Source organism: Flintibacter sp. SJQ-8 (genome assembly GCF_054108085.1).
The window spans coordinates 232,387-245,216 of sequence record NZ_JBPJWR010000011.1 but is presented as its reverse complement, the minus strand read 5'-3'; the positions used below and the strand labels follow the sequence as shown (position 1 = coordinate 245,216).

The 12,830-nt window shown below is 62.4% G+C and carries 15 protein-coding genes; 7 read left to right on the top strand and 8 right to left on the bottom strand.

The window, feature by feature from the left end; genetic code table 11:
* Nucleotides 1–106: 106 nt before the first annotated feature.
* The 4 genes from ACSAMP_RS09440 (at nt 107) to sigG (ending at nt 6,190) form a co-directional block, all read left to right on the top strand.
* On the top strand, nt 107–985 hold the full coding sequence (locus ACSAMP_RS09440) for an undecaprenyl-diphosphate phosphatase (protein ID WP_457800299.1): 879 nt from the start codon (nt 107–109) through the stop codon (nt 983–985).
* A 41-nt stretch (nt 986–1,026) separates the two neighbouring features.
* The gene (locus ACSAMP_RS09435) at nt 1,027–4,020 is read left to right on the top strand and encodes an FtsK/SpoIIIE family DNA translocase (protein WP_457800298.1); all 2,994 of its coding nucleotides are present in this window, start codon (nt 1,027–1,029) and stop codon (nt 4,018–4,020) included.
* Between the two features lie 87 nt (nt 4,021–4,107).
* A complete protein-coding gene (locus tag ACSAMP_RS09430) occupies nt 4,108–5,334 on the top strand; it encodes an MFS transporter (protein WP_457800297.1) in 1,227 nt (408 codons plus the stop codon).
* Nucleotides 5,335–5,419: 85 nt separating this feature from the next.
* Nucleotides 5,420–6,190 (top strand): RNA polymerase sporulation sigma factor SigG, encoded by a 771-nt coding sequence (gene sigG / locus ACSAMP_RS09425; protein ID WP_441795847.1) that lies wholly within the window; start codon nt 5,420–5,422, stop codon nt 6,188–6,190.
* A 34-nt stretch (nt 6,191–6,224) separates the two neighbouring features.
* Here sigG and ACSAMP_RS09420 read toward each other — a convergent pair whose 3' ends face one another.
* From ACSAMP_RS09420 to ACSAMP_RS09400, 5 genes are all read right to left on the bottom strand, one after another.
* Nucleotides 6,225–6,662 carry a 2-thiouracil desulfurase family protein gene (locus ACSAMP_RS09420; protein WP_441795848.1) on the bottom strand — a complete coding sequence of 146 codons (438 nt, stop codon included), beginning with the start codon at nt 6,660–6,662 and terminating at the stop codon, nt 6,225–6,227.
* A gap of 86 nt (nt 6,663–6,748) precedes the next feature.
* Nucleotides 6,749–7,000 carry an IreB family regulatory phosphoprotein gene (locus tag ACSAMP_RS09415; RefSeq protein WP_147562932.1) on the bottom strand — a complete coding sequence of 84 codons (252 nt, stop codon included), beginning with the start codon at nt 6,998–7,000 and terminating at the stop codon, nt 6,749–6,751.
* Between the two features lie 113 nt (nt 7,001–7,113).
* The gene (locus ACSAMP_RS09410; RefSeq protein ID WP_457800296.1) at nt 7,114–7,323 is read right to left on the bottom strand and encodes a helix-turn-helix domain-containing protein; all 210 of its coding nucleotides are present in this window, start codon (nt 7,321–7,323) and stop codon (nt 7,114–7,116) included.
* A 270-nt stretch (nt 7,324–7,593) separates the two neighbouring features.
* Nucleotides 7,594–8,511, bottom strand: a complete 918-nt coding sequence (locus ACSAMP_RS09405; protein WP_457800295.1) for a hypothetical protein — start codon at nt 8,509–8,511, stop codon at nt 7,594–7,596.
* A 210-nt stretch (nt 8,512–8,721) separates the two neighbouring features.
* Complete coding sequence (locus tag ACSAMP_RS09400; protein ID WP_457800294.1) at nt 8,722–8,961, bottom strand: hypothetical protein; 240 nt, start codon at nt 8,959–8,961, stop codon at nt 8,722–8,724.
* 311 nt (nt 8,962–9,272) lie between these two features.
* Between ACSAMP_RS09400 and ACSAMP_RS09395 the strand changes: the two genes are divergently transcribed.
* Nucleotides 9,273–9,815: an ECF transporter S component gene (locus tag ACSAMP_RS09395; RefSeq protein WP_457800293.1), complete on the top strand. Its 543-nt coding sequence runs from the start codon at nt 9,273–9,275 to the stop codon at nt 9,813–9,815.
* A gap of 4 nt (nt 9,816–9,819) precedes the next feature.
* Nucleotides 9,820–10,860: a uridine kinase family protein gene (locus ACSAMP_RS09390; protein ID WP_457800292.1), complete on the top strand. Its 1,041-nt coding sequence runs from the start codon at nt 9,820–9,822 to the stop codon at nt 10,858–10,860.
* A gap of 70 nt (nt 10,861–10,930) precedes the next feature.
* On the opposite strand, the gene ACSAMP_RS09385 is transcribed toward ACSAMP_RS09390, so the two are convergent.
* Together ACSAMP_RS09385 and ACSAMP_RS09380 are read right to left on the bottom strand one after the other, a co-directional pair.
* Complete coding sequence (locus ACSAMP_RS09385; RefSeq protein WP_457800291.1) at nt 10,931–11,149, bottom strand: hypothetical protein; 219 nt, start codon at nt 11,147–11,149, stop codon at nt 10,931–10,933.
* Between the two features lie 28 nt (nt 11,150–11,177).
* Nucleotides 11,178–11,588 carry a DUF3842 family protein gene (locus ACSAMP_RS09380; RefSeq protein WP_457800290.1) on the bottom strand — a complete coding sequence of 137 codons (411 nt, stop codon included), beginning with the start codon at nt 11,586–11,588 and terminating at the stop codon, nt 11,178–11,180.
* 84 nt (nt 11,589–11,672) lie between these two features.
* On the opposite strand from ACSAMP_RS09380, the gene ACSAMP_RS09375 reads away from it, so the two are divergent.
* Nucleotides 11,673–11,870: a hypothetical protein gene (locus tag ACSAMP_RS09375; protein WP_441795646.1), complete on the top strand. Its 198-nt coding sequence runs from the start codon at nt 11,673–11,675 to the stop codon at nt 11,868–11,870.
* Here ACSAMP_RS09375 and ACSAMP_RS09370 read toward each other — a convergent pair.
* The gene (locus ACSAMP_RS09370) at nt 11,855–12,706 is read right to left on the bottom strand and encodes a patatin-like phospholipase family protein (protein WP_457800289.1); all 852 of its coding nucleotides are present in this window, start codon (nt 12,704–12,706) and stop codon (nt 11,855–11,857) included. The genes ACSAMP_RS09375 and ACSAMP_RS09370 overlap by 16 nt on opposite strands.
* Nucleotides 12,707–12,830: the final 124 nt, after the last annotated feature.

Sequence of the window (12,830 nt, the reverse complement as noted above, 5' to 3'; positions counted from 1 at the left end):
TTTGCCAAAAGGCCGGGCAAGAAAAGGTCTGGAATTTTCAGAACAGTTGTGCTAATATAGTAAAAGAGATTTTATGTCATTTATCATCTGTAAGGAGGTACTTATCGTGACCTATCTCATGTCCGCCATTCTCGGCTTGGTCCAGGGGGTGGCTGAATTCCTGCCCATCTCCAGTTCGGGCCACCTGACCCTGCTCCAGCACTTCTTCGGCATGGAGGAGCCCGACCAGCTGTTCAACATCCTGCTCCACTTCGCCACATTGCTGGCGGTGTGCATCTACTATTTCCAGGACGTGCTGGGCATGATTCTGGAGTTCTTCCGGGGCATCGCCGCCATGTTCTCCCGTCAGCCCGGCCAGGGGGAGCCGCCGGAGACCCGCCGACTGGTCTTTCTGGTCATCGTGGGCACCCTGCCCCTGTTCCTCATCCTGCCTGTGAAGAAGTATGTAGAGGGCCTGGGCAGCAGCCCCGTGTTCGTCAGTTTCGCCCTGCTGGTCACCGGCTGCATCCTCTTCTTCTCTGACCGGATGGCCAGCGGCAGAAAAACTGCCCGCAGCGCCACGGTAAAAGATGTGCTGCTGGTGGGCGCGGCCCAGGGCATCGCCACCATCCCCGGTCTGTCCCGCTCCGGCTGCACCATCTCCGCCGGCATGGCCCTGGGCTTCCGCCGGGAGTTTGCCGTGCGGTACTCCTTCCTCATGTCCTCTGCCCGCCGTGTTCGGCGCCACCCTGCTGGAGGTGAAGGACACCCTCAGCGCCGGATCCGGTATCCCCGACGGGATGCTGCCCAAGTATCTGCTGGGCATGGTCATCGCCGGTGTGGTGGGCTATTTCGCCATCCGCCTGGTGAACCTGCTGGCCGACAAGGGCAAGTTCGGCGCCTTCGCCTATTACTGCTGGATCGCGGGCGCCATCTTCCTGGTGCTCTCCCTGCTGGGGGTCACCTTTGTCCACGCCTGAGTTTTTCTGACCCCCCTCTCCCCTGACGGGACACCCCTAACCACCTGACGAAAGGAACTGGATCGCCATGGCAACCACGAAAAAGAGATCGGGCGGCAGCCGCGCCGCCTCCGGCGGAAGCAGAGCCGCCAGCGGAAGCCGCTCCTCCGGCGGAAAGCGGACCTCCAGCGGGAAGCGCGCCTCGGGCGGCGGCAGCAGGGCCTCCTCCTCCCGCTCCGGCTCCGCCAAGCGCCAGACCGCCCCCGCCCCCAAGCCCTTCCGCCGGGAGGTGGGCGCGCTGGTCTGCCTGCTGCTGGCCATCTTCGCCGCCTTTGGCTATTTTCACATGAAGGCCCTGTTCATCGACCTGTTCTGCGCCCTGCTGAAGGGTCTGCTGGGCTATGGCTTCTGGCTCATGCCCCCGGCCCTGGTCCTGTGCGCCTACATCCTGGCCTTCCACCGGGGCCGCCCGGTGGCCCTGCGGCTGTGCTGCGCCCTGGCCCTGCCCCTGGCCCTCTCAGTGATGCTTCACGGGCTGCTCAGCCAAGTCCTGCCCTGGGACGCCGCGCTTATTAAGACCCTGTGGGCCACCGGCGAGGAGCTGAAGTCCGGCGGCGCCCTGGGCGGCCTGCTGGGCCAGGTCTTTGTCAGCCTGTTCACCAAGCTGGGCTGCACCATCGTCTGCGTCCTCTGCGGCTTCTTCCTGGCTCTGGCCGCCTGCAACCGCTCCATCGTGGACGTGGCCGAGTGGCTCTTCAACCGCCCCCAGTATGAATATGAGCCGGAGCGCCCCCGCCGCCGCCGTGAGATGCAGGAGGAGCAGGAGGCCCCCGCCCATGCCGCGCCTGCCTCCAGCCTCTCCCGCCGGGCGGAGATGGACATCGACATCCCCGTGGACGACGGCCCTCTTGTCGGCCAGAGCCGCCAGGCCGCCCCGCCCCCGGAGAAAAAGAAGGGCTTCTTCGACCGCAAGCCCCGGGTCCCCTCCCCCGACCAGCTGCTGGCCGGACATCTGGGCCGGGGCAAGGCCCAGGCAGAGCCTCAGCCCGACATGCGATCCGAGCCGGGGCCCGCCCAGTTCGCATCTGCGGACATGGCTCCCGTGGACGAGCCCATCCCTGTCACCCCCGAGGAGCTGACTCTGGAATCTGACACTGAGCCTGAATCTGCCCCCCAGGAGGAACCCGCTTTTATCTCCCAGCCTATTTACGCCCCTGTGGCCCCCGAACCCTCCGCGCCTGCGCCCCAGCCGGGACCGGAGCCTGTGTTCGCCCCGGTTCCCCCGGTCAGCCAGCCTGCGGCGGTGGCTCCTCCCCGGCCCCTGTCCGTCCAGCCCAGCCCCCACGTGCCCGAGCCCTCCGCGCCCCAGCCCATGATCGAGGAGCCGGAGACCGTCTCCAAGGGCGAGGTGGCCCAGCAGGCCGCCCAAGTGGCCCAGGACATCCAGGGAAATATGGGACAAACCGTCCCCCCCTATCAGTATCCCCCCCTGTCCCTGCTGACCGAGGGTCCTGCGGAGATGGGCGGCCAGGCCATGGCCGAGCTGAACGCCAACCGCCAGCGGCTCACCGACACCATCCACTCCTTCGGCATCGACGCCAACATCATCAACGTCACCCGGGGCCCCTCCGTCACCCGGTATGAGCTGGAGCTGGACCAGGGCGTCCGGCTGAACAAGCTGACCAACCTGGCCGACGACATCGCCCTGTCCCTGGGGGCCACCGGCGTGCGCATCGCCCCCATCCCCGACCAGATCTCCATGGTGGGCATCGAGGTGCCCAACAAGGCGGTCACCCCGGTAAACATCCACTCGGTCATCGGCTCCAAAGCCTTTACCGACAGCGCCTCCAAGGTCTCCTTCGCCGTGGGCAAGGACATCGGCGGCAACCCTATCGTGGGCAACATCGCCAAGATGCCCCACCTGCTCATCGCCGGTACCACCGGCTCCGGCAAGTCCGTGTGTACCAACTCCATCATCACCTCCCTGCTGTACAAGGCCACGCCGGAGGAGGTCCGCCTTATCATGGTGGACCCCAAAATGGTAGAGCTGGGCATCTATAACGGCATTCCCCACCTGCTCATTCCCGTGGTCACCGACCCGAAAAAGGCCGCCGGGGCCCTCCAGTGGGCCGTCACCGAGATGATGAAGCGCTACCGCACCTTCTCCGAGGTGGGGGTGCGCAAGCTGGAGGAGTATAACGCCCTGGCCGCCCGGACCGAGGGCATGGAGAAGATGCCCTATATCGTGGTCCTCATCGACGAGCTGGCCGACCTGATGCTGGTGGCCGCCAAAGAGGTGGAGGAATCCATCTGCCGGGTGGCCCAGATGGGCCGTGCCGCCGGTATGCACTTAATTATCGCCACCCAGCGGCCCTCCGCCGACGTGATCACCGGCCTGATGAAGGCCAACATCCCCAGCCGCATCGCCTTTGCCGTGGCCTCCAGTCTGGAGTCCCGCATCATCCTGGACATCACCGGCGCGGAAAAGCTGGTGGGCCGGGGCGACATGCTCTACTTCCCTCTCGGCTCCGGCAAGCCCACCCGTGTCCAGGGCTGCCTGATCTCCGACCAGGAGGTGGCCGCCGTAGTGAACTTCGTCAAAAAGAGCGGCGCGGCCCAGTATGACGATGACGTCATGCGGGAGATCGAGCAGCACGCCGCCGAGAAGGAGAAGGGCAGCAAGGGCGTGGGCGGCTCCGCCCCCGACGACGTGGACAGCGAGTTTGACGAGCTGATCGACGCCGCCGCCGAGGTGGTGGTGGAGACGGGCCAGGCCTCGGTCTCCATGCTCCAGCGGCGGCTGAAGCTGGGCTATGCCCGGGCCGCCCGCCTGGTGGACCAGCTGGAGGAGAAGGGCATCGTGGGTCCCTTCGAGGGCAGCAAGCCCCGCCAGCTGCTCATCACCAAGGAGCAGTGGCAGGAGCTGAAATACCGCCAGGGCGTGGTGACCGACCCGCCGCCTCAGAGCGAGAGCGCTCCCGCAGCACCCGCCGCTCCGGTTTCAACGCCCCCCGCATCCGATCCGCCCCCCTGGTCCGACGCCCCCTCCCCCCTGGACCGCACGGAGGAGGACACCCTGTAACAGACACCGCACGGAGCGTGCCCTTTCCCGGCCCGCTCCGTGCGCTGTTTCTGCAAGCGATATAGAGACATAAGGAGAGAGAGTTTTATGGAGGAATCCGTCCGCCAGCGCAACATCCGCCTCTTCACCCTGGTCCTGGCCTTTCTGGCCGTGGCCGGAGGGTTGGGGGCCAGCATCTTTTCCAATTACTACAGCGAGGTCTATCACATCGACGCCATCCAACGGGGCTTTCTGGAGATCCCCCGGGAGAGCCCGGGCATTTTATGTATGCTCCTGGTGGCCCTGCTGGCCCCCCTGGGCAACCTGTGGATGTCGGTGGTGGCCCAGGCGCTGGTGCTCATCGGCCTGGTGGTCATGGGCCTGTTCTCCCCCAGCTATGGGGTGATGCTGGCCTTTCTGTTTCTCCACTCCATGGGGATGCACCTGTTCATGCCCTTAAACGACGCCATCTCCATGGACCTGGCGGAGCGGGGCAAAGTGGGGGCCATGATGGGCCGGTTCAAATCAGTAAATACAGTGGTCACGATGCTGGCCGCCTGCGCCGTGTTCGTGGGCTTTCGGGCGGGTATCTTCTCCTTCGCCACGCCGGTGATCTTGCCCTTTGTCATCGCTGCCCTGGCCGCCGGAGCCGCCATTCTTTTGCTTATCGTTATGGCCCGGGGCATGGGCGGACATAAAGGCCGCACCCACCCCTTCCGCCTGCTGTTCCGGCGGCAGTACACCCCCTATTACCTGGTCACCCTGGCCTATGGCTGTCAGAAGCGCATCAAGATCGTCTTCGCCCCCTGGGTCATCATCCAGCTGCTGGGCAAGGGGGCAGACACGGTGGCCCTGCTGTCCATCGCCACCTACTTTGTGGGCAGCTGGTTCGCTCCCCTGCTGGGCCGGATGCTGGACAAGCTGGGCACCCGGAAGATGCTGTGGCTGGAGTCGGGCTATATTCTGGTCTCCTTCACCCTCATGGGCGTTCTGGCGGGAATGCTGTCCGCCGGGGCCCTGGCCACTGACGGCTGGCAGTGCTGGCTGGTCTACGCCGCCTATGTGCTGTGCATCCTGTTCGAGCAGTTCAACATGGTCCACTCCTTCATGATGCGCGCCATCGCCCTGGACCCGGAGGAGGTGACGGAGACCCTGTCCGTGGGTCTCAGCGTGGACCACATCATGGCCATCTCCGTCTCCCCCATCATGGGCATCATCTGGGCCCGCCTGGGCGTGTCCTATGTGTTCTACCTGGCCGCTTTGTCCTGCGTGTTGCAGCTGGCGGCGGCACATTTGGTGGGGCGGAAAAATCCATCGAAATCTGTCCCACAGTAAAATATTTTGCCCCCCGCTGAGCGGATAAAAGCCCCCTGCCAGGAGATACTGGAAGTACAGTATCACAGGCGGGGGGCTTTGTTTTATGCAGCACAAGGTAGAGATATGCGGGGTGAACACCGCCAAACTGAAGGTGTTGAAAAACGAGGAGACCCAGGCCCTGCTCCTGCGGGCCAAAGCGGGAGACAAGCAGGCCCGTGAGGAACTGATCGCCGGGAATCTGCGCTTGGTGCTGTCTGTCATCCAGCGCTTTGCCAACCGGGGGGAGAATCTGGACGACCTGTTCCAGGTGGGCTGCATCGGACTGATAAAAGCCATAGACAACTTCAACACCGACCTGGACGTGCGGTTTTCCACATATGGAGTGCCCATGATCCTGGGCGAGGTGCGGCGATATTTGCGGGACAACAGCGCCCTGCGGGTGTCCCGGGCCATGCGGGACACGGCCTATAAAGTTCTCCAGGCCAAGGACGCCTTTATGGCTCAACACCAGCGGGAACCCACCGTGGATGAGATCGCCGCCGTTCTGGGTATCCGCCGGGAGGACATCGTCTTTGCCCTGGATGCCATTGTGGACCCCGTGTCCCTGTACGAGCCGGTGTACTCTGACAACGGGGACGCCCTGTGCGTCATGGACCAGGTGAAGGACAGCAAGAACACCGACGAGATGTGGGTGGAGCGCATCGCCCTGAACCAGGCGGTGTCCCGGCTCAGCGACCGGGAGCGGAAAATACTGGCTCTGCGGTTCTTTCAGGGCAAGACCCAGATGGAGGTCTCCGCCGAGATCGGCATCTCCCAGGCCCAGGTGTCCCGGTTGGAGAAGAACGCGCTGCGGCAGATCAGAAAAGAGATGTGACCGGCCTTCCTCCTGTGTGGGAGAAGGCTAAATTTTACCCCAATTCTCTCCAATTTGTCTCGTCCAGCAGCTTCACGCCCATCTCTGCCAGCCGGCGGGCGGCGCAGCCCTGGCCGGGGATGAGTCTTTTGGAAAAGCTGCCGTCATACACCTGCCTGCCCCCGCAGGAGGGGGACTTGGCCTTTAAGACGGCCACGGTGCAGCCGTGCTCTTGGGCCAGTCTGGCCGCCAGCTCCGCCCCCGCCTGATATTGGGCGGTGACCTCTTTCCCCTCCCGGTTCACCACCCGGCCGTCGCTTTGAAGCTCCGCCGGGGGGCGGGGTGTGGGCAGACCGCCGTCCACCTCCGGGCAGATCGGGATCAGGGTGTGTCCCGCCCGGGTCAGGGCCACCTCCAGTCCGGGGACGGGGACGCTTTTTCCGTCATACCGGCAGGGCACGCCCAGCAGACAGCGGCTGATGAGAATGTTCATGGTCGGCACCTTCCTTTGGGTACAGAAAAGCGGCCCGCCATTTTCCTGGCGGACCGCCGTGGGTCTGAAATAGGCCCCAAAACGCTTTAGTGGGTCAGGTAATACTTCACCAGCGTCTGAAGCAGCTCGTCCCGGTCCACCCTGCGGATCAGGGCCCGGGCATTGTTGTGGTTGGTAATGTAGGTGGGGTCCTCAGACAGGATGTACCCGACGATCTGATTGATGGGGTTATAGCCCTTTTCCTGCAAGGCCTGATAGACCGTGGACAAGATCGCCTTGATCTCCATGTCCCGCTGGTCGCCCAGACTGAACTTTCGGGTCAGGTCCAACTCTTCCATTTGGAACACCTCCTGTAACAACAACTGTGGTTAGTTTACTCCAAATTCCCCCGTCTGTAAAGGGGGCGGGAAGAAATTAAAGGAAATTTAAACAGTTTTCGTGGGCAGAAGCCTCAGTTGTCCCCCTCCGGCTCGATAAATTCCATGACCTCGCCCACGGTGCAGTGGAGCAGGGTACACAGCTGGTCAATGGTGTTGGTGGAGACGCTGTTGCCCTGCTTGATGGAGTAATAGGTCGCCCGGGAAAACCCCATCCGTTCCAGCCGATAGGAGGTCACACCCCGTCTCTTCATCGTCTCAAACAACGGCGCATAGCTTATCATCTCGGATGTACCTCCTTTTTCCTAGTATAACCGAAGCCGCCGCCCCGACGCAAGGGTCAACTCCTAACTCATCTCTTCTAACTTTCAGCTTTACAACCTGTGTTCATTAGTCAATGATGTGAGACCGAAAGTGGCCTTATATATGCTGTTGCTTGATACGAACGGAGACGCCCCGCCGTGCGCACTCCTGATAGACCATGTAGGCCATCCAGCCGGAGTAGCAGACACACAGGACCTGGCCGTTCAGGTCGTAAATCGTCGCTTAATACATCAAAAGCCCTCCATTGTCGGGGCTATGTCCGCCTGGTCTGTCCAACGGTTCCGGGCCAGATAGGCGGGGACGGAATCATATTCCACCGGGCCATCCGGGCCGTGCTGGACCACCTTGTGGATACGGCGGAGGAAAGCGTTGCGGCTCTCCTCGCTCACCGTGCGGTATTGGTCCTCCAGGGGGACGTTCGTGATGAGGAACACTTTGGTAAAGCAAGCCTGGCGGTTGAAGTAGCGGCAGGGCAGCAGGAGCGGGTAGCCGTCCAGATAGTTCAGAATATCCGCTATCTTGAACTGAGAGCGGTACTCCTCCAGAATAAGCACGTCCTGGCCGTCGTAGGTATCGAAGGGGTGCTTGTAGTCCGTGACCCGGTAGCAGTTGCGATAGCCGAACTTGTCCATCACAGAGCGGGTCTTGCCCACGCCGGTGGTGCCAAATATGTAGGTCACGGTCAGATCGCGCCAGCTATCCGCAAAGATGGAGTAGATACGCTCCACGTCCTTGGACTTGCCCTGGTGTTCCTGGGGCATTTCGCCCCACTCTTCAAAGGTGTCGCTGTAGTTCTTGCCCTTGTGCTGCTTGCCGGAGGTGTCCGTATAGTCGTAGGAGCCGTCCGGCTGCTTCTGGTACTTCTCGCCGTCTTTCAGGACATAGGCCCGGTTGTCGGCGCTGGTCCCCCGGACGATTTCCCGGTGGATATTCGGGAAGCGGTTATCTACCACCGTGTGGCGGGTGGCAGTCCGAAGGACGAAGTAAATATGCGTGTGATAGGTCTCGCACTCGTCGCCCTCTTCATCGCACATGCACCAGTAGAGCATTCCGGTGCATTTCGCCAGGGCTTCTTTCAGGACCTCGTGCGTCAGGCCCTTTTCCAGTGGATTGTTTACGGTCAACTGCCATTTCCGCGACTGTGGCATGATACATCCCCCGATTTTCTACTTTCTACAATTCTACAAAAGTCGGTAAAGGGTAATACTGGCCTTTACCGACCCCGGCGCTTGCGCGCCGGGGCAGCTGGTGGGGGACGGGTGCGGATTAGGACGCACCACGGGCGCAGACGGCATTTCAGGCAGCGAGGACCCCAGTCAGAGCATGGGTGGTCCTCCGACAGGTGAGACAGGCCCATGTCACTTGCAGGGCGTGAAGTTCATGACGCGACCGTGGGGGCCGAACTCCACGTCATACTCGCCGCCCACGATGATGGCGGCATAGGGGCAGAAGGTAGGGTCAAGGGGCATGGTCATGGCAGCGTCGCCCTCCACGCCCTGGGCCTTGCCAACGTAGTGCAGCTGATTGAGGTTGTAGGGCTTGCCAGTTTTCTTGCTGGTCCCCTCCAGGTGGGCCTTTCCGATAACCTTGATTTTCATGTTTTGTTTACCTCTTTCTTTTTCGTTTTACAGGTGTGGCCCCTGTTCGAATAGAAGTGTAAACTAACAAGGTTATGTTTGATTGAAATTCAAGGTTGAACACGCCCCTCTTCTGTGCTATACTAAAGTAAATGTCGGCATGAAGCCGGCCCCGCGTATCCCCTCCCCCGCGTTTTATCTCAATACAGACGAAGCATCAATACCGCGAAGGTATCGCCTGCCCAGAAGGGCGGGTCTGCCTTTGCGGTGTTTTTTCGTCCGAAACCCAGAGACCCCGGAAAATCTAAGACCCAAGAAAGGACGCATTCCCTATGACAAACACTGATCGTTCCGTGAAGAACTTGGTGGTGGCCGCCCTGATGCTGGCCCTGGCCTATGTTCTGCCCAACTTTACCGGCAACATCCCCCAGATCGGCTCCATGCTGCTGCCCATGCACCTGCCCGTGCTGCTGTGCGGCTTTTTGTGCGGCGGCGTCTGGGGCGCGGTGGTGGGCTTTGTGGCCCCTCTGCTCCGCTCCGTGCTGGTGGGCATGCCCCCCATGTTCCCCACCGCCATCTCCATGGCCTTTGAGATGGCCGTCTACGGCCTGGTGTCCGGCGCGCTGTACCGCCGCCTGCCCAAGAGCCTGGGCGGCATCTATGCCTCCCTCATCGGCGCCATGCTCGCCGGGCGCGTGGTGTGGGGCATTGTCCGGGCCCTGCTGACCCTGACGGGCAACACCCAGTTCTCCTTCGCCGCCTTCATCGCCGGTGCCTTCACCTCCGCCATTCCCGGTATCATCCTCCAGCTGGTGGCCATCCCCGTGGTGGTGGTAGCCCTGCAGAAGGCCCGCCTGATGCCCCAGACCGCCTGACGCCATGGAGCAGATCGCGGCGCTCCTGAAGGAGCATGTAGACAACCACCCCGGTCTGGAGACCGTGGACGCGGTAAAATTTTTGTATCAGAGCTATCTGGGGCCGGGACATCTGGTCCCCTCGGAGTCGGCTTCTCTGGCCCGCTTGACCGAGGAGCTAAAACAGTGCGGCCCCGATTTTGGCGAGTTCCTGACCCAGCCCCTGGGCAATGGTCTGTGCCGGCTGAACCTCCGGCCAAGCCAGAAAGCGGGCCTCTCCCCCGTCACCCTGAACCGTCTGTTCTTCCTCACCGCCCAGCAAGTTCAGGGGGACCGGGTGGCGTTTGAGGGGGCGCTGAATCAGGTCCGGGATCTAAAGCTGCCCGGGTCAGAACGTTTTCTGGCCGATTATCACCGCCAGGGCTGCCCGGCGGTGAGCCACAGCGGCACATATCGAGAGCGCTACCGCCCGGCCTATCGGGTGGTGCTGGCCCGGTTCGGGGCGCTGGTGCCCATTCTGGCGGCCATTGACCGGGAGATGGCCCGGCGGGAGCATGTGCGCCTGGCCATCGACGGCCCCTGCGCCTCCGGTAAGTCCACTCTGGCGAAAACGCTGGCGGATATCTACCGCTGCCCGGTGGTCCACATGGACGACTTCTTCCTCCAACCCCACCAGCGCACCCCGGAGCGGCTGGCTCAGCCCGGGGGCAACGTGGACTATGAGCGCTTTGACGCCCAGGTCCTCTCCCCCCTGTACCGGAACGAAGCCGCCCGCTATCGCCCCTGGCGGTGCCGCACCGGCGACCTGGGGCCGGAGATCACCCTCTGCCCCGCCCCGCTTATGGTATTCGAGGGCAGCTATTCCCTCCGCCCCGACCTGCGGGAGCGCTATCACCTGCGCATCTGGACCGAGGCCCCCTGGGAGACCCGGCTGGAGCGCATCGCCCAGCGCGGCCCCGGCTGCACCGCCCGCTTCCAGCAGGTCTGGATACCCCTGGAGGACCGCTACTTCGCCGCCTGTCAGGTGAAGGAGTGCTGCCAGCTGGTTTGGAATGGAGACAACTAGTTTACAGAAAAACAGGCATCGTCGGTTGGACGATGCCTGTTTTTGCTATAAAACTCTCTCGCTTTTTACATTACACGATGGCACTGAGGTTATCCCAATCAATGTCGCTGTCTGCAACAAAGCCGCTTTCTTCCGCAGCCTTGATGCGCTGCGCCTCCTCCGGCGTCACCTTTGTGAAGTCGGGGTCCCACGCTTTCACCAGCTTCTTGATGAATTCGTAGGCAAAGGTTTTATCTTCATCAGGCAGCATATCCATCATACGGGCCGCGTCGATAGCCATGTTAGACATAAATACTACCTCCTAACCGGTAGGTGAATTATTTCTCCAACTCTCTCACCATCTGCTCCACTGCCTGGGCGACATATCCGGGCAAGGGTTGGTCCTGGACTCCGGCGATCACGACCCCGCAGCTGTTCATGGGCACTAGGAACTTTTTGGCCCGGCAGCCGCCCACGGCCTGGGCCATGGCGGGGGTCACCTCCCCTAAAATCGCGTGGGCGACTACGATGCCGATGGGGCCCAGCACCGCGTCGGCGTCCATCACCCCCCGGACCACCGGGTTCTCCCCCGTGGCTCCGCAGTCCGCCCCGGCCTTTAACATGGTGGCGGTGGCGATGCTGTTGGTGCCCAGGGCCCACACCTCCGCCTTTGGCAGGCGGGCCTTGACCCCCTCCACCAGCAGCTTGCCCAGGCGGCCCCCCTGGCCGTCGATGACTACGATCTTCATCTCGCTCTACTCCTTCTTGATTTGCTCGATTTGCAGACCAACCGCCGGACTCTCCGCATAGAATGGGTCCGGTGGTGGTGTGATATGAACCTGTCCTGCGGCGACAGCCGGGAGCTGATGGCGCTGGCCGTGGCCCTGTCCATGCTCCTGGCCCAGGGGCAGGACGCCCAGCAGCTGGGCCGCCTGGCCGCCTTCTTCACCGTGGTGGGCGACACGCTGGCCCTGTTCGCCCTTCAGCCCGACCTGTGTCAGCCGGACCAGCCCGATCAGTCGGAAAAGTAATCCTTCAGCTCCTCCATCCGGTCCACGGTCATCTGATAGCCCTTGGCCCACAGCAGGCGCAGCTTCTCCGGGTCCTTCTCCGTGCGGGACACCCCCATGGTGGAGTCGGGCAGGATAACCTTCACTTTTCCCTGGCGCTCCAGCTGGAACAGCTCCTCCCGGTTCTCGTTATACACGTGGGCCCGGTGCTCCATCACGTGCAGGAAGTTGGGATAGTCCCGATAGGTCCGGTGGAGCAGCTTCTGCATGGGGTCGGGCTTTCGTACATAGTCCCGGGGGTGGGTCAGCACCACCAGCAGCCGGTCACAGCCCTGCTCCAAGGCGTGCTTCCAGGGGATGGCGTCGCCGATGCCCCCGTCCAGATAGGGCTGGCCGCCCAGGTGATAGATGGGGAACATCAGGGGCATGGCGCAGGTGGCCTGGAGCAGCGTGGACTCCCGGTCCCGCCGGGGCACGGGGAAATACTCCGCCTTGCCCGTGTTCAGGTTGGTCACCACCGCCTCCACCTGGCCGGGCCAGGCCTCAAAGGCGTCGTAATCGAAGGGGATGAGCTGGTTGGGAATGGTGTCATAGGCGAACTTCAGGCCGAAATAGCTCCGGTTGTTTTTATCCGCCAGATTCCGCATGCCCATATACCGGTGGTCCCGGGCATAGGTGGTGACCACCTTCAAGTTCCGCTGGGGCTGGCGGGACAGATAGCTCACGCCATAGGCGATGCCGGCGGACACACCCACCAGATAGTCGGGCATCACGTCCTGCTCCAGCAGGGCGTCGCACACGCCGCTGGAGAAAATGGCCCGCAGGGCCCCGCCTTCCAATACGATCCCTTTTTTCATTGCTGAACCTCTCTTTGAATTTGCATAGTGTGGTTGAATCCCTCAGTCATCGCCTTGCGGCGATGACAGCTTGCCCTACCCTTTTTGTCCCTACGGGACATTTCCCCCTGACAGGGGGAATCGG

Excerpts from the sequence above, each read along its gene's own strand:
- ACSAMP_RS09435 (WP_457800298.1), top strand. The coding sequence starts at position 1,027 with ATGGCAACCACGAAAAAGAGATCGGGCGGCAGCCGCGCCGCCTCCGGC.
- ACSAMP_RS09430 (WP_457800297.1), top strand. The coding sequence starts at position 4,108 with ATGGAGGAATCCGTCCGCCAGCGCAACATCCGCCTCTTCACCCTGGTC.
- sigG (WP_441795847.1), top strand. The coding sequence starts at position 5,420 with ATGCAGCACAAGGTAGAGATATGCGGGGTGAACACCGCCAAACTGAAG.
- ACSAMP_RS09420 (WP_441795848.1), bottom strand. The coding sequence starts at position 6,662 with ATGAACATTCTCATCAGCCGCTGTCTGCTGGGCGTGCCCTGCCGGTAT.
- ACSAMP_RS09415 (WP_147562932.1), bottom strand. The coding sequence starts at position 7,000 with ATGGAAGAGTTGGACCTGACCCGAAAGTTCAGTCTGGGCGACCAGCGG.
- ACSAMP_RS09410 (WP_457800296.1), bottom strand. The coding sequence starts at position 7,323 with ATGATAAGCTATGCGCCGTTGTTTGAGACGATGAAGAGACGGGGTGTG.
- ACSAMP_RS09405 (WP_457800295.1), bottom strand. The coding sequence starts at position 8,511 with ATGCCACAGTCGCGGAAATGGCAGTTGACCGTAAACAATCCACTGGAA.
- ACSAMP_RS09400 (WP_457800294.1), bottom strand. The coding sequence starts at position 8,961 with ATGAAAATCAAGGTTATCGGAAAGGCCCACCTGGAGGGGACCAGCAAG.
- ACSAMP_RS09395 (WP_457800293.1), top strand. The coding sequence starts at position 9,273 with ATGACAAACACTGATCGTTCCGTGAAGAACTTGGTGGTGGCCGCCCTG.
- ACSAMP_RS09390 (WP_457800292.1), top strand. The coding sequence starts at position 9,820 with ATGGAGCAGATCGCGGCGCTCCTGAAGGAGCATGTAGACAACCACCCC.
- ACSAMP_RS09385 (WP_457800291.1), bottom strand. The coding sequence starts at position 11,149 with ATGTCTAACATGGCTATCGACGCGGCCCGTATGATGGATATGCTGCCT.
- ACSAMP_RS09380 (WP_457800290.1), bottom strand. The coding sequence starts at position 11,588 with ATGAAGATCGTAGTCATCGACGGCCAGGGGGGCCGCCTGGGCAAGCTG.
- ACSAMP_RS09375 (WP_441795646.1), top strand. The coding sequence starts at position 11,673 with ATGAACCTGTCCTGCGGCGACAGCCGGGAGCTGATGGCGCTGGCCGTG.
- ACSAMP_RS09370 (WP_457800289.1), bottom strand. The coding sequence starts at position 12,706 with ATGAAAAAAGGGATCGTATTGGAAGGCGGGGCCCTGCGGGCCATTTTC.